The 18,119-nt window shown below is 61.4% G+C and carries 25 protein-coding genes; 4 read left to right on the top strand and 21 right to left on the bottom strand.

Features of this window, described 5'->3' with window-relative positions:
* Positions 1 to 101: 101 nt before the first annotated feature.
* Complete coding sequence (locus tag SPHS8_RS02265; protein ID WP_201513708.1) at positions 102 to 296, top strand: hypothetical protein; 195 nt, start codon at positions 102 to 104, stop codon at positions 294 to 296.
* Positions 283 to 606 (top strand): hypothetical protein, encoded by a 324-nt coding sequence (locus SPHS8_RS02260; RefSeq protein WP_201513707.1) that lies wholly within the window; start codon positions 283 to 285, stop codon positions 604 to 606. Before SPHS8_RS02265 ends, SPHS8_RS02260 begins: the two co-directional genes overlap by 14 nt.
* Here the strand turns inward: SPHS8_RS02260 and SPHS8_RS02255 are convergent.
* The 10 genes from SPHS8_RS02255 to SPHS8_RS02210 form a co-directional block, all read right to left on the bottom strand.
* Positions 587 to 1,132, bottom strand: coding sequence for a hypothetical protein (locus SPHS8_RS02255; protein WP_201513706.1), 546 nt, complete (start codon positions 1,130 to 1,132; stop codon positions 587 to 589). The two genes, SPHS8_RS02260 and SPHS8_RS02255, sit on opposite strands and share 20 nt — an antisense overlap.
* Complete coding sequence (locus tag SPHS8_RS02250; protein ID WP_201513705.1) at positions 1,129 to 1,815, bottom strand: N-acetylmuramidase domain-containing protein; 687 nt, start codon at positions 1,813 to 1,815, stop codon at positions 1,129 to 1,131. The genes SPHS8_RS02255 and SPHS8_RS02250 overlap by 4 nt, the downstream gene beginning before the upstream one ends.
* A gap of 62 nt (positions 1,816 to 1,877) precedes the next feature.
* Positions 1,878 to 2,237: a hypothetical protein gene (locus SPHS8_RS02245; protein WP_236574933.1), complete on the bottom strand. Its 360-nt coding sequence runs from the start codon at positions 2,235 to 2,237 to the stop codon at positions 1,878 to 1,880.
* Positions 2,238 to 2,263: 26 nt separating this feature from the next.
* The gene (locus SPHS8_RS02240; protein WP_236574932.1) at positions 2,264 to 2,815 is read right to left on the bottom strand and encodes a hypothetical protein; all 552 of its coding nucleotides are present in this window, start codon (positions 2,813 to 2,815) and stop codon (positions 2,264 to 2,266) included.
* Positions 2,812 to 4,233, bottom strand: a complete 1,422-nt coding sequence (locus tag SPHS8_RS02235; RefSeq protein WP_201513703.1) for a tail fiber domain-containing protein — start codon at positions 4,231 to 4,233, stop codon at positions 2,812 to 2,814. Before SPHS8_RS02235 ends, SPHS8_RS02240 begins: the two co-directional genes overlap by 4 nt.
* Positions 4,233 to 4,760 (bottom strand): hypothetical protein, encoded by a 528-nt coding sequence (locus tag SPHS8_RS02230; protein WP_201513702.1) that lies wholly within the window; start codon positions 4,758 to 4,760, stop codon positions 4,233 to 4,235. The genes SPHS8_RS02235 and SPHS8_RS02230 overlap by 1 nt, the downstream gene beginning before the upstream one ends.
* Entirely contained in the window at positions 4,757 to 7,483 is a 2,727-nt protein-coding gene (locus SPHS8_RS02225) for a hypothetical protein (protein ID WP_201513701.1), read from the bottom strand. The genes SPHS8_RS02230 and SPHS8_RS02225 overlap by 4 nt, the downstream gene beginning before the upstream one ends.
* Positions 7,480 to 8,283: a hypothetical protein gene (locus SPHS8_RS02220; protein WP_201513700.1), complete on the bottom strand. Its 804-nt coding sequence runs from the start codon at positions 8,281 to 8,283 to the stop codon at positions 7,480 to 7,482. The genes SPHS8_RS02225 and SPHS8_RS02220 overlap by 4 nt, the downstream gene beginning before the upstream one ends.
* Positions 8,283 to 8,642, bottom strand: coding sequence for a hypothetical protein (locus SPHS8_RS02215; RefSeq protein WP_201513699.1), 360 nt, complete (start codon positions 8,640 to 8,642; stop codon positions 8,283 to 8,285). Before SPHS8_RS02215 ends, SPHS8_RS02220 begins: the two co-directional genes overlap by 1 nt.
* The gene (locus SPHS8_RS02210) at positions 8,642 to 11,371 is read right to left on the bottom strand and encodes a phage tail length tape measure family protein (protein WP_201513698.1); all 2,730 of its coding nucleotides are present in this window, start codon (positions 11,369 to 11,371) and stop codon (positions 8,642 to 8,644) included. The genes SPHS8_RS02215 and SPHS8_RS02210 overlap by 1 nt, the downstream gene beginning before the upstream one ends.
* 73 nt (positions 11,372 to 11,444) lie before the next feature.
* On the opposite strand from SPHS8_RS02210, the gene SPHS8_RS02205 reads away from it, so the two are divergent.
* Entirely contained in the window at positions 11,445 to 11,780 is a 336-nt protein-coding gene (locus tag SPHS8_RS02205) for a hypothetical protein (protein ID WP_201513697.1), read from the top strand.
* Complete coding sequence (locus tag SPHS8_RS02200; protein WP_201513696.1) at positions 11,777 to 12,076, top strand: hypothetical protein; 300 nt, start codon at positions 11,777 to 11,779, stop codon at positions 12,074 to 12,076. The genes SPHS8_RS02205 and SPHS8_RS02200 overlap by 4 nt, the downstream gene beginning before the upstream one ends.
* On the opposite strand, the gene SPHS8_RS02195 is transcribed toward SPHS8_RS02200, so the two are convergent.
* The 11 genes from SPHS8_RS02195 to SPHS8_RS02145 form a co-directional block, all read right to left on the bottom strand.
* Positions 12,073 to 12,411 carry a hypothetical protein gene (locus SPHS8_RS02195; protein ID WP_201513695.1) on the bottom strand — a complete coding sequence of 113 codons (339 nt, stop codon included), beginning with the start codon at positions 12,409 to 12,411 and terminating at the stop codon, positions 12,073 to 12,075. The genes SPHS8_RS02200 and SPHS8_RS02195 overlap by 4 nt on opposite strands.
* An 80-nt stretch (positions 12,412 to 12,491) precedes the next feature.
* Positions 12,492 to 12,911, bottom strand: a complete 420-nt coding sequence (locus SPHS8_RS02190; protein WP_201513694.1) for a hypothetical protein — start codon at positions 12,909 to 12,911, stop codon at positions 12,492 to 12,494.
* A gap of 90 nt (positions 12,912 to 13,001) precedes the next feature.
* Complete coding sequence (locus SPHS8_RS02185; RefSeq protein ID WP_201513693.1) at positions 13,002 to 13,463, bottom strand: hypothetical protein; 462 nt, start codon at positions 13,461 to 13,463, stop codon at positions 13,002 to 13,004.
* Between the two features lie 68 nt (positions 13,464 to 13,531).
* Positions 13,532 to 13,789 carry a hypothetical protein gene (locus tag SPHS8_RS02180; protein ID WP_201513692.1) on the bottom strand — a complete coding sequence of 86 codons (258 nt, stop codon included), beginning with the start codon at positions 13,787 to 13,789 and terminating at the stop codon, positions 13,532 to 13,534.
* Positions 13,786 to 14,193 carry a tail completion protein gp17 gene (gp17, locus tag SPHS8_RS02175; protein ID WP_201513691.1) on the bottom strand — a complete coding sequence of 136 codons (408 nt, stop codon included), beginning with the start codon at positions 14,191 to 14,193 and terminating at the stop codon, positions 13,786 to 13,788. Before gp17 ends, SPHS8_RS02180 begins: the two co-directional genes overlap by 4 nt.
* Complete coding sequence (locus tag SPHS8_RS02170; RefSeq protein ID WP_201513690.1) at positions 14,190 to 14,750, bottom strand: HK97-gp10 family putative phage morphogenesis protein; 561 nt, start codon at positions 14,748 to 14,750, stop codon at positions 14,190 to 14,192. The genes gp17 and SPHS8_RS02170 overlap by 4 nt, the downstream gene beginning before the upstream one ends.
* Positions 14,747 to 15,097 (bottom strand): phage head closure protein, encoded by a 351-nt coding sequence (locus SPHS8_RS02165; protein WP_201513689.1) that lies wholly within the window; start codon positions 15,095 to 15,097, stop codon positions 14,747 to 14,749. Before SPHS8_RS02165 ends, SPHS8_RS02170 begins: the two co-directional genes overlap by 4 nt.
* The gene (locus tag SPHS8_RS02160) at positions 15,097 to 15,693 is read right to left on the bottom strand and encodes a head-tail connector protein (protein WP_201513688.1); all 597 of its coding nucleotides are present in this window, start codon (positions 15,691 to 15,693) and stop codon (positions 15,097 to 15,099) included. The genes SPHS8_RS02165 and SPHS8_RS02160 overlap by 1 nt, the downstream gene beginning before the upstream one ends.
* A 3-nt stretch (positions 15,694 to 15,696) precedes the next feature.
* A complete protein-coding gene (locus SPHS8_RS02155) occupies positions 15,697 to 16,203 on the bottom strand; it encodes a hypothetical protein (RefSeq protein ID WP_201513687.1) in 507 nt (168 codons plus the stop codon).
* A 49-nt stretch (positions 16,204 to 16,252) separates the two neighbouring features.
* Entirely contained in the window at positions 16,253 to 16,678 is a 426-nt protein-coding gene (locus tag SPHS8_RS02150) for a hypothetical protein (RefSeq protein ID WP_201513686.1), read from the bottom strand.
* Positions 16,679 to 16,738: 60 nt separating this feature from the next.
* Complete coding sequence (locus SPHS8_RS02145) at positions 16,739 to 18,034, bottom strand: phage major capsid protein (protein ID WP_201513685.1); 1,296 nt, start codon at positions 18,032 to 18,034, stop codon at positions 16,739 to 16,741.
* Positions 18,035 to 18,119: the final 85 nt, after the last annotated feature.

The following is an 18,119-nucleotide window of genomic DNA, read 5'->3' as shown; positions in this document are numbered from 1 at the left end:
TGCCGGGGACATAGCGGGTCGAGTCCGCTGGTTTGAGGCGTTGACGCGCCTCGACCCCCGCCAAGGCAGGGAACTCACTGGCTCACCGGAAGGAGAACCAAATGAACGATGAACTGAAAGCCCGCTTTCGCCAGTTTGCTGAAAGGCTGAGCGATGACGACGCGATCGATGAAGGCGGGCTCACCGGGCGGGATGTGAAATCAATCTCGGCAGCGATCGCGGATCTGGTCGAGATCCGCTACGCGACATTGCAGGAGCTTGCTGACGAGGCGATGGCGGAATGTGGCCCGGTATAGAGACGGGCTGAAGATTGCCACCTGCCTGTTCGAGGCGGCCGCATGGCATAAGACGGTCAAGGTCATCTGCCAGTGCGGCCATGTCGGCCTCTTCCATCCCCATGGCCTATGGTGGCATTTTCACCGCAAGGGAATGGACGACAATCTAGGCCCAGCCCGTCAGAAAATGTGGTGCCGGGAATGCGCCCGTCGACGGGGCAAGCGCATCCGGCCGAGGGCCATAGAGCTGGTCACTGAGACACCGCAGATCACGCTGCCCTTGCCTGATGAGCGGGAATGGAAGCGCGTCGTCAATCGCTTCCGGGGCTGACCGGCACAGGTTCAACCTTCACCGCCGCCTGATCGGCCGCCCACCGGCGGAGGGCGACCAGATTCCAAGCCTGCCGCTCGGCTATTGCGAGCTTGGCAAGAAGGTCGTCACAACTTCCCCCGCCATAAGCTCGGCAGGTGGCGTCGCTGGAGAGGGACACTGGAGCGAGATTGGCGCTGCTGAGATCGGTTCTAGCGGCGAGTTGCGCGCGCACGCGCTCATAGCGAGCATCAACATCGGCAAGGCGAGCCTGATAGTCACTCTTGGTCCTTTCGGTGATCTGAGCCTGTTCCGCTTTCACGCGGGCGACATTGGCCTGCGCCTGGCGCTTGGCTTCAGCGGTCGCGGCGCGGTAATTGCTGACAGTCTGCTGGTGAGCCTTCGCTTCAGCGGTCGCTCGGTCCCGCCATTCGTCGCGATCAGCAGTCCTGGCATTCAAAGTCAGGAACAGGATTGCATTGGCAGCCAGCAGGATGACGATCGGAATGGCCCACCAGTAGCGGCGGAGCAGGGAAAGTTCGGTCATGACGCCTTCCTCCGGGTATAGGCGGCAGCAAGCCGCTCATCATATTTGTTCGCCCGATAGGCGGTGCCGTTGTACCCCTTCGCGAACGCAGCCCAATCGCCTCGCTGGAGCGCGCCTTTCAGCCGCCTCCCTTCGACGAAGCGAACGAACGCCTCCAGCTGGTCGCCTTCGGTCTGTGCCTGCCGCCAGGCAAATGCCCACGGATCATGTGCGCCGCACACGGCATAGTTCTCGCCAAGGATCTGGAACGCGCCGTAGCTGGCGGACGCGAAGCCTGCATCGACGTCCAGCGCCACGGCATCCACCAGCTGCTGCCAGCGCGCGGCCTGCCCGTTGGGATAGAGGTTGCGGTTCCACGGGCGGGAGGACAGGTGCGGGTGGCTCTTGTCGAAGCGGTGCCCGGTTGCCTTGCTGAACCGGTGCGGCTCAAACAGGATCGTCGGGCGGCCGTTCACGAAGGCATCGCCCGAGCTCTCCACTTCATAGACAGCCCAGATCTTCGCGTGGTCCACACCAAGGATCGATGCGCCTAGCCCGATGTCTGCTGGCGTGATCGGATAGTCCGGCCCGCCAGTGAGGCAGGCAATGATCGCGCCCTTGCTCTTCGGCCCGATGATGCCGTCTATCGCCCCGGCGTAATAGCCTAGCGTCGCCAGCCGCCGCTGCAGCGCAGTCTGATCCATGTCATCTCCCATGAAAAAGGGCGCCCGAAAGCGCCCACGTCAAATCCGCAATTGAGGTTGGATCAGCGCTCGGGCGGCCCGCCTGCGCCGAACAGCACCTCCAGCGCCGCCTTGAAGCGGTTGCCGATCACACCCTTGGCCATGCCGATGATGCCAGCGCCCACCGCAGCAATGCCGATGCCGGTGATCCCGGCCGCCAGCATGTCCAGCTCATGCGCCTGCACCCAAAGAACCGTGACCAGCAGGCAAAGCGCGGTGATGGCGAGGTCGAGCGTCCACTGCGCCTTGCCCTTTGCCTGAAGGCCGATGACCACGCGGGTGATGATCACCGCGCAGATGCACACGACCATCGGCGCTGCATGAAAAGGTTCTCCCCCGATCCACCAGATAACGGGCTCGCGCGTAAAAACAGTTCCGGTCACTGCGGCACCTGCCCCCCATAAGATCCTCACCGCAGACATACGGCCGCCATCGCAGCGACGAAGCTGAGCGCTATGATTGCCGTTGCTCGGGCCAGAGCTGGCCAGCGGGACCACATGTCCATCGGCAATGGGTTTTTGCGCAGTTGATATTCAATGCCCGGCTCACCCAAGATCGCCAGCCCCATCCACAGGAACCCGCAGCCAACGCCAATCGGGTCAAGCCAGCGCTTCGCCATCAGCACCCGAGCCGTGGTGGAGGGATCATCCGGGTTCCAGCCCCAAAGCTCCATGGCAGCCGCCCCGCATCGGATGGTGAGGCCGATCGCGGCCAGCATGGTGATAGCGCGATAGAGCGTCACCGGATCCAGCGGGTGATCATGGAAGCGCTGCGCCCAGACGCGGTTCGCCTGCTTGCCCACCATCATCGCGCCCAGGAACGTCGCTGCCGTCATGATGAACAGGTTGAAGAGAAACAGCGAGGGGTCCTCATTGAAGCTGGGCGGCGCGGTGGTGCCTGGGCCCATGCGGACGGCATCGGCCGCCGCGCTGCCCGCTGCGGACATGATAGCGGTGATCACGCTGCCTCCAGCACCGCGAGGCGCCCGGCTAAATCTGCGATCAGTTCATCCTTGCGCGCCAGCTCGCGCCGCTGCCACGCCGCTTCCATGGCCTGGCATTCGTCATAGCGTAGGCCCCAGCGGTCACCCGCTTCAGCGATGATGCGCTCGCCAACCTGCACTTGCCCGATGATCTCGCGCCGCCCCATGACATCGCGCATGATTTCCGCACCATCGGGCCCGAGGACCCCAGTTCCCTCCTGCCCCACGACAACATCCTCATGGCCGATGACCCGCTCTTCCACGACGGGCTCGCGCTGCTCCTCCCATTCGTCGTAGCAGAGCAGGCCGATCGAGAGCGCATCGAGGCCGCGAGCATCGAAGGCATCTCGAACGCGCTGCGCGATCAGGCCGATATGCCAGCGCGCATCGTCGCCCTTTTCCTCGACCGCATCGCGGAATTTGTATCGGACCCATTCGACGTCGCCCCACGCGTCCAGCCATTCGTCGGGAATTTCGCCAATGTCTTGCTTGCTGCGTTCATCGGACGTGTTGATTGAGCCTGTTGCCGCGTAGACGGTAGAAAAACGAAAAGCGCCAGTGCCTATCGTCCAAGTATTATCGAGAACGCCCCTGATTGCTGCACCGCCTGCGGTGCCATACATGTTAGAAAGTATAATGTCTCTAGCAACCGAGCTACCGCTGTTCAATGATCCGGACTGTAGATATAGGCCGTTACTAGTTGCAATACGACCCCATCCGTTAGCGTTGGTGCCCAAAACCATTACGCCATCTGCAAGAGTATCGCCAGAAACATGAAGTTTGGAACTTGGCGAAGTTGTGTTGATACCAACGTTTCCGTCTGGCATTATCATCATTCTTGCTTGCCGCCCGGTTGCACCTAACGGAGCCGTTGCAAACTCTATCTTGGTTCCACCAGCCGTTGAAGTAAAGTCTTCAGCAGCGAGCATACGAATACCTACGCCGTTGCTGTTCCACTCTGTTCCATGATAACCGCTTGCCAAAACTGACCAAAGCACATCATTATTCAAAACGCCAAGCGGAGCCGTTGGCGTTCCTCTTGCCCTGCGTGATATTTGGGGCGCAATGGCCGCAGTATTAGAATATATATTGAAGCGTAGCACTTCGGTTGTTGAAGTTATTTGTGTGTTGCCGGTTGAAGCGACCGTTATTGCTTCCGTGCCAGCCGTTACTATCGTTAATTGATTTGCTGCGGATCGATATATTCCAGTATCTGGATCACTCGCGAACGCCATGCCCGGCAGAGCCGCCGTACCATCGGCCGAGTGCTGCCCAGCATAAGTGGCGAGGGTAAGCGGCGTAAAATTGATGCCGCCGCCTGCCCGGTACGCAAGAAACAGATCTGTGTCGTTCAGGCTCGAAACGAGCGTGAAGGCATTGAAGGGTGTATCGGCCATTATGCGTCCCCGCTCAGAGATGGGCTCCAGTCGACATCCGCCGCTCCAGCGATGCCAGGGATGTCTTCTGCTGCATCCACGGCCCGCTTCGCGCAGATCCGCTTCGCCTCGATCAGGGCCGCCAGCGGTGCGAGCGCGTTCACCTGCGCCATGATCTCGTCGCGCACCTGGACGATGGGCACGGCGCGCATACCGGCTTCCGCGATCATGAAGGGGTAGAGCTCGGGATGCGCCGCATCGTCGCCTTCTACCCAGCGCCGCGCCTCATCTTCCTTGCGCTGATAGGTTTGCGCCTGGCCGGGCACATCGGTGATGTACTTTGACCTCTCCTCACCGGCCGCCCCATCAATGCGTGAATGGTAGAAAGAGCGCACCTTGGCGATGTCGATCGGGAACGAATAGGCCGCGTTCTCTGGGATTTCGTAAGCGGTCTCACCCGGCCCGGTATTCGCCAAGATCGATGGATAATCGGGAACGCTGATGACGCGGCGGATCACTCCGTCGCTGAAGAATGCTACGGCGATCATCGTCTTTGCCTCATTACGTCGAAGGATGTGCCGGTACCGATGTCGGTCCCGGACTTGCGATTGATGAAGTAGAGAAAGAAATTGTACGTCCCGGCCGACGGCGCGATCAGTCGCCCAAACAGCGGAATGGCCAATTGGGTGGAAGCGCCGCCGTCGCTGTCGAACTTGTACTTGTCGAGTGAGAAGGCCGTCCCGCCAGACCCATTGATGTCATAGGCGATGTAGATTTCGCCTTGAAGGTCGTCTGGACATTCGAGGCGCATCATGCCCGAAAGGCGTAGAACCTCGCCCGCCGCAACCCCAGCCACTGACAGTGTGAGAACCGTGGTGATCGCGCCTACGCCAGTCGACAAGATGGGAGACGCAAGCGAGGCGTAATAGCTCTTGGTGACAGCCTCCGCCACAATGGAGCCGGTCGAAACCTTGTCTGTCTTAACCGTGCCGTCACCGTTCAGCCCGCCATTGGCGGCATTGCCGCCCGCCTCGACTGTCGTGGCGGGCGTGCCGCCGACATTGGTTCCCGAAGGCGCGCCGACCGTGGCACCATCAGCCACGTTTGCGGGAGACGCCACCGCCCATGTCGAGCCATTCCAGCGGGTAAGCGTCTTGGTGCTGGGCTTGTACCACAGATCCCCGACGCCAGTGGCGACAGGCGTGGATTCGCCACTGAACGTCTTGACCTTGCCGTCAGCCGTCGCCTGCGCTCCAGCGGCGGCCGAGATCGCCAGGCCAAGAGAGGTGTTGGTCGCCACCTTCCAACCGTCCGTATCGCGCCGATACATTTTGTTGTTGTCGTCGGTGTCGAACCATAGGTCGCCATAGGCGCCAGCAGGCGGCGATGGCTGATAGTAGACAGTGATGTTGCCGTCGATCAGGGCTTTGGCATTGGCAGCATCCGTCAGGGCGGCCGCGATCGACGTCAGCTGATCAGCGGTCGCGCCGAATGTGGCGGCGGGCCGCCATACCGACCCATCCCAGCGGTCGATCTGCGTGGGGTCAAGGTAGACCCGCACCAGAAGGTCACCATCATTGGTTCCGACCGGCACCGGGTCGGTGCTGGAGAACATGGTGAACACGACTGCTTTGCTGTCGGCAAGATCAGCGGCAGCGGTCGCGGCAGCAAGCGCGTTGCCTATTCGCTCGTCTTCAACCGGCGCCCAGCACAGTGAAATGTAGTTGCCGCCGATCGTAATCGTGCTGCTACCGATGGATAGCCGCCCCGTCCCTGCGACGCGCCGATAGGTAGCAATCAGTTTTCCGCTGGCATCAACCTTGTTCCACCAGTCGTTCTCCTGGCTCTCCGCCGCCGACGGTGCGGTCTGCCGGACGAAGATAACGCGCTTGGCATCGACCGCCCCTTGCAGGTCGCCCAGCAGCTGCTCCAGCGAGGTGCCGTCGTTCGCAACCGGCACGACAGGCCCGGCGATCTGCTGCCAATTGGCATTGCCGGTGGCGGGCGCTGAGCCAGCGACCGGCGTCGCGCCGATGAACAGCCACTGCGAGCCATTGGGCAGCGAGACAATGTCACCCTCTCGGTAGGCTGTGCCTGCCTGATATTCTCCCTGAGGCTCCCTCAGATTGTAGGCGATGTCGCCGGGGGCATGCACCTGCCATGTCGGCACCGCCCCCTGCGACAGCCGCCAATAGGGCGCGGCGATCGCCACCTGCTCGACGCTCGCGACAGGCGGCAAGGCGCTACCGTCGGCCGCCATGGTGAGCGTCGGCGTGCCGATGCCCACCGCCGCCACGCGCAGCATGCCTAGCCAGTCCACATAGGCCACGGCGTTGACGCTGGCCGCGATGCGCTGGATCAATTCGCGCGCTGTCGTCTGCGCCGTCACCATCAGCGACAGGTTCCACGGCCGTGCAGCGTTCAGCGCCGTGATGTCGGCCGAAGCCACCTTGGCGGTGCCGCCAGCGATCGCAGCGATGCGGGCGATCAGCGCACCAGGCAGGCGCGACCAGCCTCCCACGGCATCGCCCTCAACATGGAAGGAGACCAAGCCGTCCGCAGGCGCGCCCAGCCTTACATAGCCGCCCGCAAGGCTGGTGGCCCACCGCCCCCGTGTGACCGTAGCTGCGTCCAAAGTGGCGAAGCTGGCATAGTTAGCCTGTACGGCTCCGAAGCGGGTGAGCCGGTCGAACGCCAGCGTCACGCCATTGATCGCCCCATAGGCGGAGATCTGATAGATATTGTCGACCGCATCGACCAGCACGGCGGGAGCGAAGCGCGGCGCGCCCAGCGCCAGCGGCTTCACCTGTCCCTGCAGGTCGGTAGATCCCTCCGCGCCGCCCGTGCCCGCATAGGTCGATAGCAGCGGATGATCGAGCCAGCTGTCATCCGTGCCGATGCTGAACGAAGCGATGCCATCGGAGATCGCGGGCTGCTCTTTGACCCTGCCATCGAAGATCAGGGCAAAGGAGCCCCAAGCATCACCCAACTCGCCGCGCCAGACGCGCACCCGAGTGTCATGCAGGGCCAGTGCTGGCAGGTTCGGGATTGCGTCGATTGCCGCCGTGAATGAGCCAGTTGGCGAAGTGATCGCGCTGGCGTCGAACGCACCGTCGAAGAAGTCATAGCGCAGCGTCGGCAGCGTCGCGATGGCTGGCCACCATGTCTGCCCATCAAGATGACATAGGCTGTCATCGTCATGGCTGGCCAGGCGCACGGGGGTGGCCGTGGAACCAGCCCACGCATCGATCTGGATCAGATAGGCTTTCACGCACCGAGATCCACGATGTTCGCCCGCCATTCATAGCCGGTGGGGTTCGCCCACACCGTCCCCAGGTCGCCAATCATCGGCCCAAACCAAATGCGGTTCTGTCGCTGCGCGTCGGCATCCGGATCAAGGATGAAGGCAAGCGGTTCGGTGTTGCCCAACTCCTCCAGCAGAGGGTGGACATAGCTTTCCACCTCCGCGCGCGTGGCGGCAGGATAGGTGACGTTGATGGTGCGGAGCTTCTTGCCACGTTGGCGCAGCAGGACGCCGCGACGGCTGAAATCGACCGCGCCAAGGTCGCGCACCCCGAAGCCCGCGCCATAGACGACATTCTTGTCCAGCTGGATCCTGCGGCCCAGCACCAGGCGGGCGATCGTCGCGGCGCCCGTGCCAAGCCCGCCGATGGTGAAGCGCCAGTAGCGCGCCGCTGGAGGTGGCGAAGCCGGGGCGAGCCAGAGCGCGCGGCCTCTGCCGGAAACCGGCATTTCCGAACCGGCGAGGAACGGGAGCGTAGCGCCGACCCATGAGCCTGCCGGAAAGGTCGGACCCTGCGCCGACGTTGCCGCCTCGACCTTCAGCGTCCAGTTTGCATCCGCCCCCGTGCAGCCGATCAGCACCGCCGTATCGATGGAGACATTCTGCCCCATGTCGACCGTGATGGTGCGCGAGGCCGCGCCGGTCGCGCTCTTCCACACGACCCCCATATAGTCATTACCGATGTACGCCGGGTCGTAGCCAGCAGCCGTCGAACTGGCGCTCACCGAAGCGAACGCCAGCGGCTTCACCACAATGGAATTGCTCATTATCCGAAATATTCCAGCTGAGTGGTTTCCTGCTCCAGATCGACTTCGATCCGGGAGAGCAGCATGGAGGCGTCCAGCCCCTGTTCGGCATCGATCACGCGATGCGTCGGGACGGTGCCGGGCGTGACTTCGACCATATCATTCACGGCGACAACGAAGCGGCGGCGGGTGACGCCCAGCAGCGCCACCCGCTGCGCCAGTGCCGTTGCAGCATCCGCCGCGCTGTCAAAGAAACCCTCTGCCGGATCTTCGCTGCCATCGCGAGCCGACGGGAAGCGGGTCCTGATGGACAGATCCTGCGAGGATACGACCATCTGTGGCCGCAAGGCTGCGGCGATGTCTGACGGCAGGGCGGGCATTAGGAGCCGTAGTTCCGGAGTGAGCCGGACCAGGTCTCGCCCTTCGCGGCTACCTTCTGAAGCAGGGCGTTGTTCTCCTTCTGAAGTGCGTTATTTTCCTGCTGAAGCGTGACCATGTTGGCCGTATTTGCCTCCATCGACTTGGTCGCGGTGGCGGTTGCCTCGATGAACGGGTCTGCGGTCGTCCGGATCGGTGCGGCATTATCGACAGCGGCGATCGCCTTGTTGGTCGCAGCCTGGATCTGGTCAAAGGCCTCGAAATACTTGGCCGTCGAGCCGTACATCTGCCGCTCGATATCCAGATAAGTCTGCGCCGCTTCCAGATACTTGTCCTGGTTGACGGCTTGGCCCGCGTGGATCTGAGCAAGGAACGGATCAAGCGCGCTCTTAGCGTTTGCGGCCTGATCCCGCAGCGACAGTGGCGACGACGAGCCCATGTTCATGGCATTGAGGAAATCCTTCATCGCCCGCGACGCTTCGCCCGCATTGTCCTTCGCCTCGCCAAGTTCCAGATTGTAGAGCTTCTGCGCGTCGGCCATCTGCTGCGCGGTGGCACCGCCCTCGCGCAGAGCATCGACGGTCCTCATCCACTTCTTGTTGAGCTCGTCGATCGCATAGCCAACCGGATCAAGGCGGCGCTGTAGTTCGCGCGGAATGTCCTCGATCAGCGTGGCTTTCTCGATCGCCTTCTGGAGATCTTGACCGGACTTCAGGATATTGATGGACGCCTGACTGATGCCGGTAAGCACCGCGCCTTCGATCGACTTCTGAATGGCGAACTCAATCGCCGCCTGTTCATCATCGCCGAAGTTGTAGAGGCCCTTCGCGGAATTACCCTTGAAGTCCATCTTGCCGCCACGCCCCTCAACGTTGACGCGGTACTTACCGTCATAGGTGCCGACCTTGATATTCGGCACGCCCGTGATCTTGGCGCCAAGCTGCTCCGCCAGGCTGTTCAGCCCGTCGGCAACATTGGAAGCGATACCGGACGCGGCCCGGATAGCAGAGCCCGCATTGCCCTTGGCCGTGCCACCGGCAAGCTCGCCATATTCGTTCATGAACAGACCAGCGCTGGCATACTTCGGCTTGGGCTTGAACAGCCCGCCCAGCGCCCCACCCAGCAGGCCGCCAGCAATGGAGCCGAGCGGGCCAGCGAAGGAGCCAAGGCCCTGAAACACAGAATTGAGGCCGCTTTCCAGAGCCTTGCCAAACGGCCCATTCTTGCCGGTCAGAAAGCCGCCAATCGCGCCGCCGATGCCGCCGCCCAGCTTGCTGCCACCGGCAAGCCCCGCAGCGGTCGAGCCGAGCGCAGCGTTGGCGAGAACTGCCGACAGCCCTGCAAAGAACTCGCCGTTTTTGGAAAAGATGTCCTTCAGCTTGTCACCGAGGGTTTCCGCGATGACCCGGCCATCTACATCCTTAGTAGTGCTACCAGTGGGCAGACTGAGGAGCCCCCCGATTTTGCCTCCGACGCCAGCGAAATTGCCGGTCTTTAGGCCGGTGAGCATGCCTGCCAGCGGGCTAAATGCGCCGCCCATGCGGCCGATTGCGTCGAGTTGCTGGAGGTAGATGTCGAGGAGTTGGCGCTGTCCTTCCATTTGGGCATCGGTCAGCGCTTCCAGATCCTTCGCATCTTGGATCATCTTCTCGCCAACCGTGGCCTGGCCTTTGCCCCACTCCTGGTTGCGCTTATCCATTTCCTGCGCGAGGTTCCAGATGTTGCCCGGTGCAGCCGCAACAGAGTCGTCGAGCCACCTGATAAAATCCTGCCAAGCCTTCTGCGCTTCGCTAATCGCCGCTTTTACCGCTCTAGCAGCCTTCGCGGGCTTAAGAATTAGATTGCGATCAAGGGAGGTGCCTACACCGTCTAGGATGCGCTGAGCGGAGTCGTAGGTCTTGAGGTTCTCGCCTTCCACGGCGAAATTGGCGACGGCAGAAGCGGCTTTAGTAAAAGCGGCGTCCGTAATCATCCCTTCCTTATTCAGGTTTTCCAGGGTGGTGATCGCGGCTTTTGAGGTGGTGGCGCCTGCGAGCAGGGACTTCATAATGTCCTGCGTGATGCCGCGACCCGCGACAGCCTTCCCGCTGTCAAAGATGTGTCCGAATGATTCGAAGAACCCCAGCTTTCCAGCGCCCTGTATGGAGTTCTTCGCTTCTGCCTGCCGGGTCTTAGCTTGGACCCGCGCTACCGCCAATTGCGCCCGCGCCAGCGCCATAAGCGCGCCGCTTTGATTGTTGATCTTGCCCGTGGTGAGGTCAAGAACGCCGCCGAGAATACTTTGCGCATCACCAACTGCGCCTGAAGCGAACCTGACGTTCTCCATCTCCTGCGATGTTTCCATTAGTTTTGGGATCAGGAGGCCGAGAACCATTCCCGCGCCCATCAATGCTGCGCCCCAAGGCCCTGCGAGAAATCCGATCAAGCCCGTGGCGCTGCCTCGCATCATGGCTAGAGCTTGGACAACCTGCTGACCTTGCTGCGCGAATATGACCATCGGGTTCGTGCCGACAGCGAACTGCTGAGCAACGTCGCCGATCTGATATGAGAGCTGTTGCATGCCTGCGCGCATCTCACCGGTGCTGCGCGAGACTTGCACCATCCCCCTACTGAACTGGTTGGCGCTAACGCCGGCAGTTTGGCCGAACTTGGTTAGGCTGTTTCCAGCGGCGGTTGAACTCCCCATCACTACGCGGGCCATGTCGCCGACAGCTTTTTCGGCGCGGCGCATATCATCCTGCAACCTACTTATCTCCGCAACTAGCTCGATCGACAAAGTTGCAATAGAATTGGCGGGAACGCCCATGGAACGCCCTTTCGACGGAGTTGATATGTCAGAGCCGATATTTAAAGCGGAGCAGCCGGTACTGTGCGACTGCGGACACACTTACAAAGTGTCCGTGATCGGCTTAACCGAAGAAACGGAACTTACCTGCCCAGCCTGCAATGAGAGCTACTGTCTGGATTGGAAGTTCGTTGAGAAAATAGAGGAGGATTTTATTGAGATGGTGGATGGCGCATTCACCAGAGCCGGAATCGACGTTCCTGATTATGCAATCATTAAGTTTATGCGGATAAATAATCGCCTTCCTGATGAGGCGGACATAAACACGTTAAACAATAACGGTGCTTTCAAATGAGCAGGCCGGATGGTTCAGGTCAGATAAACGGATCGGTTTGGCTGTTTATAGCCGCCGTAGTGTTTTTTGTTCTCGGCTTCTTAGTGCCTAATCACCCATACGGCTCTGTCGCAGGTTCAGACCGATTTATTTTGCTGGCTTTAAGTGCCTGCGCTGTCAGCGTTGGCTTCCCGCTGCTTCTGGTCGGCTTGATTATCCGCGCCATATCTTTTCTTCCGGGCAAAGAGGACGCTGTGCGCACAACCGATAGGTCAACACTTGTTCTGGACGAAAAGCAACAGGAGGCTAGGCGCTAACCCTTCCTAAACCCTGCCACCATCGCCTTGAACTGATCCGCCACCCGATCGCGGTTCTGCGCCTGCTGTTCCGCCTCATCATATGGGGCAGAACATCCGGGCTTCTTCGCCTCATGTAGCTGGTTCAAATAGTCGCGGGAGAGGCGGCGCAACGTCCGCGCCTCCCACGGCTGCAACTCAATGCCGGTGATGGATTGCCACGCATGAAGGTCGGTCCAGCCCAGCACCGCGTCACCCATGCCGGCGGGCGAGGATGGGCCAGCATCGAACAGCCATTCCGTGAGGTAAGGCGCTGGATTGGGCGGAAGGAGCGGCGCTATGTCCGCCCGCTTCATCGCATCCAGCCTGGTTTCCGATTGCCCTGATTTACTCTCTGGCGTGGCATTCAACCACGCCAATTGTCGAATGTAGAGGCTCAGCCCTTCGCCGAGCCACCGGTAAAAGACGACCAGTCGCCCGCCTCTGCGAACACATGGTCGCGGATGAAGCCGAGCGTGTCGTCCTCATAGATCGCGCGCGGCAAATCGGCGCTGTTTTGCGCGTCTGGATGCTCGATGTCGCCATTGAACTTGATCGTGATGGCGCACAGGAAAGCGACCTGATCAGCCTTCGCGTTATCGATCGCCGCTTCCAGCTTGCCGCCATTCTTGCGCATCCGTTCGGCGCGCTTGCGGTTCATCGCCGCCTGCGCCTGCTCCCACTGCTTGCTAGCCGGCGAATGGACGGTAACCGATAACACGTTGCCATCATCGTCAGTCAGCGGCGAGCCATCGCCCGCCTTCAGTTCGATAATGCCAGTTTCTGACGCACTTCGCGCCTTGATGTTAAATGCCATGGATAGTGCCTTTCAGGGAAGGGTGCCCGGTCCACCGCCCTGACGACAGACCGGACGTGGGGAAATCATGCTCAGGGAGGGGCGTCGGGATCAGGGAACGAAGACGACGCCATCCGTGGTTGAGTCGACGCTCGTGTATTCCAGAGTGATCTGACGCGTAGCGATCGTGTTCACGTCGCCGTAGTTCTTGGGCCCGCCCATCACCAATGCGCGGGCGTAGATCGTGCCAAGTTGAGGATGAGCGATTTTCACAGAGTACGCCGCATCCGAATTGGTCGCTGTATCAACCAGAAGCTGACCCGCATCCGCCTTGTCGATGCCGACAGTGATTGTCTGCGATCCCAGATTGTAGCCACCCTTGGCCTTGCGCGCTGCGCGCTCAGCGATTGGCGCCCAATTTACTAGCTCATAGATGCGTGAGGGGATGTCGCCGAGATCGCTGACCTCTCCGACGTTCGTGTACGTAAGCGCCGCATAACCGGCAGCATTATAGGTGGCGGGAGCGGCTGCGGACAGACCAAGCGTCGTGCCCGCCGAAGTGTTGACGGTCATGGATTATCTCCAGATACAAAAATGCCCGCGCGACGGCGGGCGGGCATTGCCGGGATTGGCAATCTTGATCAGTCGGCCTTCACTGGCACTGACTTCGAAGCGGAGGGTTCGACGGGCATCGTCGCAGCGCTGGGCAGCCCTGGCGCGGGAGCCGATCTTCCTACGGCAGCCTTGGCCTTTCTCCGAGCCTTTGCAGCAGGGGCGCGAATGAATGCGCCAGTCGGCTCCAAATCCTCGAACTGCTGGAGCGGCATCGGGACGGTATCGCCCTTTGCGTACTCCTTGCCATTCAGCCGGATGATCTGCGTGGCAATGGTGTCGATCATGATCGCTCCTCACTAAAGGTGACACGAAAGTCGAGCGGCTGCATGTAGATGCTAGCCTCTTCGTTCATAAAGTCAGGTCCCATGCCGTCTGTGTGGACGGTCACAGCAGTTAGGCCGGGGACCGCGGGCATTTGGTCGGCACCGGCTTTCTTCACTTCAGCCATTACGGCCTTCAGACCCGGATAGTCCGCCGCCATGACGGTGACCTGCACCCGCTCCGCCACATGACGGTGCGCACCGGGATTGGGCACGTTCCGATCGGTGGCGGAAACAGACATGATCGATATGGCGGGCAGCGTCGTTCCCTGGGGTAGGACGCCAGCCCGGATCCGTGCAGCAGGAACTAGCGCGACCAGCCCCGAATGGTTCGCCAGCAGCTGGCGAACGGCGGCGACGCCGTTCATTCCTCAACCTCGGTCAGCACCGCAGGCGCGGTGAAGCCCGTCTTGCTTTTGAGGTAGGAACGCAGTCGATCGGCGAAAGCCTGCGTAGCTTCGTCCGCAGCGGTATCCAGTGCCGGGCGCATGAACGGCCGCGCGGGAATGCCCGGATGCATAACGCCGCCACTCACAAAGGCATCGCCCACTTTTAGCACCCCGCCACTCTCTGAGCTGCCCTCGCGGCGCGCCTTTTGCGTCAGCTTGCGAGGCGACAAGTCGCTGTCACCGGCAGCAATGAAGTGAGGCCGAACGCCATATTCGTGGAAGATACCGAGGAAGCTGTGCTCACCCGATAGCCGCACCTTGATGCGAACCGTACCATCCGGCTCCACCTTCGGGCTGCCCGTCTTGATAGCCTTCGCCAGCTTCCCGCTTTCACGAGGCGCGTTGGCCCTAGCTTGGTCGCGGATCGGCTTCGCGGCCGCCGTCAGTGCCGATCGCACCGCCCCCTTCTGAAGCCGCTCCGGCAAGGCCTGGAGAAACGCGGAAAGCTCCTGTCCGCCCTTCATCTTGATGGTCATGCCGATTCCCCATCGGTGCTGACTTCTTCAACCATCAGCTCGATTCCCTCGCGCCTGCCAAGTTCGGCAGGACCTGCGACGATGCGCATGGTCCGGCCATTGATCTTGACGCGCATGTCGCTGGTCACGTCATCGCGATAGCGCATCCGAATGCGGGCAGGCCGACGAAGGATCGAGATGTTATCGTCCAGGCGCTCTGCACGGGAGGGCAGCACGTCGCGAACCTGAGCCCACACCTCGGCATGCAGATCCCATGACGTTCCACCGGTCCCATACACCGCCTCCTGTGAAACGATGCGCCGCTCGATCCGGATGCGGCGGTCCAACGTGCCGGGATCGATCGTCATCAGCAATAGACCCGGTAAGGCTGAAGCAGTGCGTCGACATTTGCCGACATCGGAATTGCTGTAGGCGTGACACTCAGGTCGGAGGCAGTGGTCCTGAAACGATAAAGATCTCCGACCATCATCAGGATCGCCGCCTTGATCGGAGCGGGGACGGCGGGAACAATAGGATCGGCATCTGGGTCTGTGGTGTAGCCGGCACGATAGCGGATCCGAACGCGAGGCCTTCCCCAGTGCGCTGGCAACGTCGGCCACCCGTTGTTACCCGCGACCAGATATCCCTCGTCAATGACATAGGCGTCGGAACCGACAGTGACCGATCCGTCACGACCGACCAACCGGATGCTCTCAACATCAACAAAGGGAGGGCATGGCAGGAACAGGGGTTCGCTGCCCAGTTCGTCCAGTCGCCATTCCAATGTTTGAAGGCCGAGAGCGCGGCCCAGCAGCCCGTCTGGGCCGTCGAGATGACCGGTCGCAGCTTTCACCAGACTTTCGACAAACGCTTTCTGCTCGGCGTCCCGGTCGAGACGAAGATGATCATCAGCTTCCTCCCACGTCACCACAGGCGCCGGGGGTGTCACGACCGAGACGCGCATCGCTTACTCGCCAGTGCTGGGCGCGCCAGCGCGCTTTTGACGGATCGCAGCAATGATGTCGGCCTTAACGCTGACGCCGGTCAGGTCGACTTCTTCGTTTTCGGCAATTTCCCGAAGGTCGGCCACGGTGACGCCGTGAGCCTCAAGACCGTCGTCATCGTCATCGCCACCATCGGCCCCGCCAGCACCGCTGTCGCTGACCTTCGCCTGACGCTCACGAAAAGACTGCAGGCCCAAGCGCAGGTCGTCGTCGGAGGCGGTTGCCATGGAAGCCTTGAACGACTCCACGGCCAGATGCTCCAACTCGCTCCTGGTCAACTCCTCGACCGGCTTTTTGGAAAGATCGACCACCTCATCTTCGCTGATGCAGCCAGACGCTATGAGGCGTGTACGCTGGTCGACATCGTGCGGAGTGAACGTGCCCGGCGGCACGATCCGCTCGCCGGTCCCAATATCCACGAACTCCGCGAGGATGGCGTGCGCACCCAAGATCAGTGCAATTTTCGTCATCGGAATGCTCCTATGATGGAGGGAGCGCGGGCGGACCCGCGCCCCAGTCTCAAGCCGACTGCGAAGCCGTCGGGCTGTAGCGGCCGCCGGAAAGGATGGCCACGGCGGACAGATAGGCATCACCCGTGTTATTGGCCGGGGTCACCGTCAGCCGCACATATCGCTTAGATCCGACATAGCCGATCTTTCGGACCTTATTGTCCGCGCTGAAGTCGAACCCAGCGGAGGCCTCGCTGCCAGTTAGGCTGCTATCAGGCACCGCAGCGGCGTCGCTGAGATTGGCCTGGTCGCCATGCTCAACCAGAACGCTGAAAGTTGCGTCCGCGTCCGCCAGAGAGCCGAGCAGGATAGCGAAAACGAGCATCGAGAAGCCCGACAGATCGATGATCTGCGACACGAAGGGCGTATTGTCAGTCTTGGCGGCCGCCGGGCTGATCGCGCGGCGGACCTCCAGATTGTTGGCAAAGTCACGCATGAGCGTGGTTCCTTTCTACAGGAGAAGTGCCGGCCCGGCCGATCGCCGGGCCGATCACGATCAGGCAGGCACGTCGAGGCCGACGAAGGGCGACACCTCGTAGCCATTCTCTTCGACGATCGGTGCGGTGAGCCAGGGCGCGCCATCGACGTTCGAGAAGAATTTGATCACGGTCTGGTTCGATGTGAATTTCACATGCTCGGAGGTCGCTACGAACGGGCCGGAGCCGTCCTTGATCAGATACTGCGACCAGTCGACCAGCGTGATGTCGCCCTTGGTGCCCAAAGCGGGCGAGCGATTGTTCCAGCGCACCGGATAGCCAAGAAGCGTGCCGGCGAAGCCATCGACCGCGCCAGGCTTCCAGATGTAGTGGCCTTCAGGGTCCGTCATGGTCGCAATGTCGACCAGGGCAGATTGCGGCATGGACCAGACCGGCGACTGGCCGCCCCGCATGAGGAAGCGCGAGACCATGTTGAGCAGATCGAGATAGGTGACATGGTTCGCAGTGGTGCGGTTGATGTACTTCATCGCGCCCGAGTTGATGGCGCCGAGCGGCTGTCCAACGCCGGTGCCGCGAAGGAAGGCATAGTCCTCGGCGGCCGCATAGGCCGTGCGGAACAGGTTTTCGATAAAGGCACCACTGGCCTGCCAGTTGCGCAGCAGCTTGTCGGTAATGGTGACGAAGCCCGCGATCTCATGCGGCGAGAGCGTGATGCTTTTAAGCTTCGCGTCCGTTTCCGGCTTTTCCTCGCCTTCCGCGATCCACTTGAATTCGACGCCGCCGAACATGTTCTTCGGATTGGCGCCGCTCTGGTCGAGCGCGGGCATGGTGATGGCCGCGTCGGGCGGCGAACCCGCCGGGATTACGTTGGCGCGTGGGCGCACCAGGGCATCCTGCGGGGCGACGCTCAGGATCTGAGTGCGAAGCTGCGGCGGCACCATGAACCCGCCCTGCGTATCATTGTCCATCCGCAGCGAGGCGTCGATCTGCCCGTCTGCCCCTGCGGCGACATTCTCGACATAGTTGAGCCGCTGATCGCCGGGATTGAAGCGGACCGCGCTGAGAAATTCGCCCATCGACTCGAACTCGGTGCGGACGTGCGGACCTTCGGGGATGGTGACCTGACCGCCACGGGCAACAGCGCCGATGACGACATTGCCGGCGGCTTCCGCACCTTCCACGCTCGCCATTCGCTCGATCCGCTTGTCGAGGGCGTCCAGCTCAGCCTTCTGAGCATCATAGGACGACTGCTCTTCGGCAGTCAGATCGCGATCCTCAGCTTCGGCCGCGTTGATGATGCCGCGAAGCTCCGCGACCAGCTTTGTGCGCTTGTCGCGCAGTTCCTTCAGCGTCATGGCTGCTTTCTCCTGATAAGACCGGACACGACAAATCCTCGCTCGCGCCGGCACGCGAACGGGACGAAGCCCCAAAGTTGGGGAA

This window comes from Sphingobium sp. S6, assembly GCF_905120495.1.
GTDB classification, from domain to species: domain Bacteria; phylum Pseudomonadota; class Alphaproteobacteria; order Sphingomonadales; family Sphingomonadaceae; genus Sphingobium; species Sphingobium agri.
This window is presented reverse-complemented; position numbering and strand designations above follow the sequence as displayed.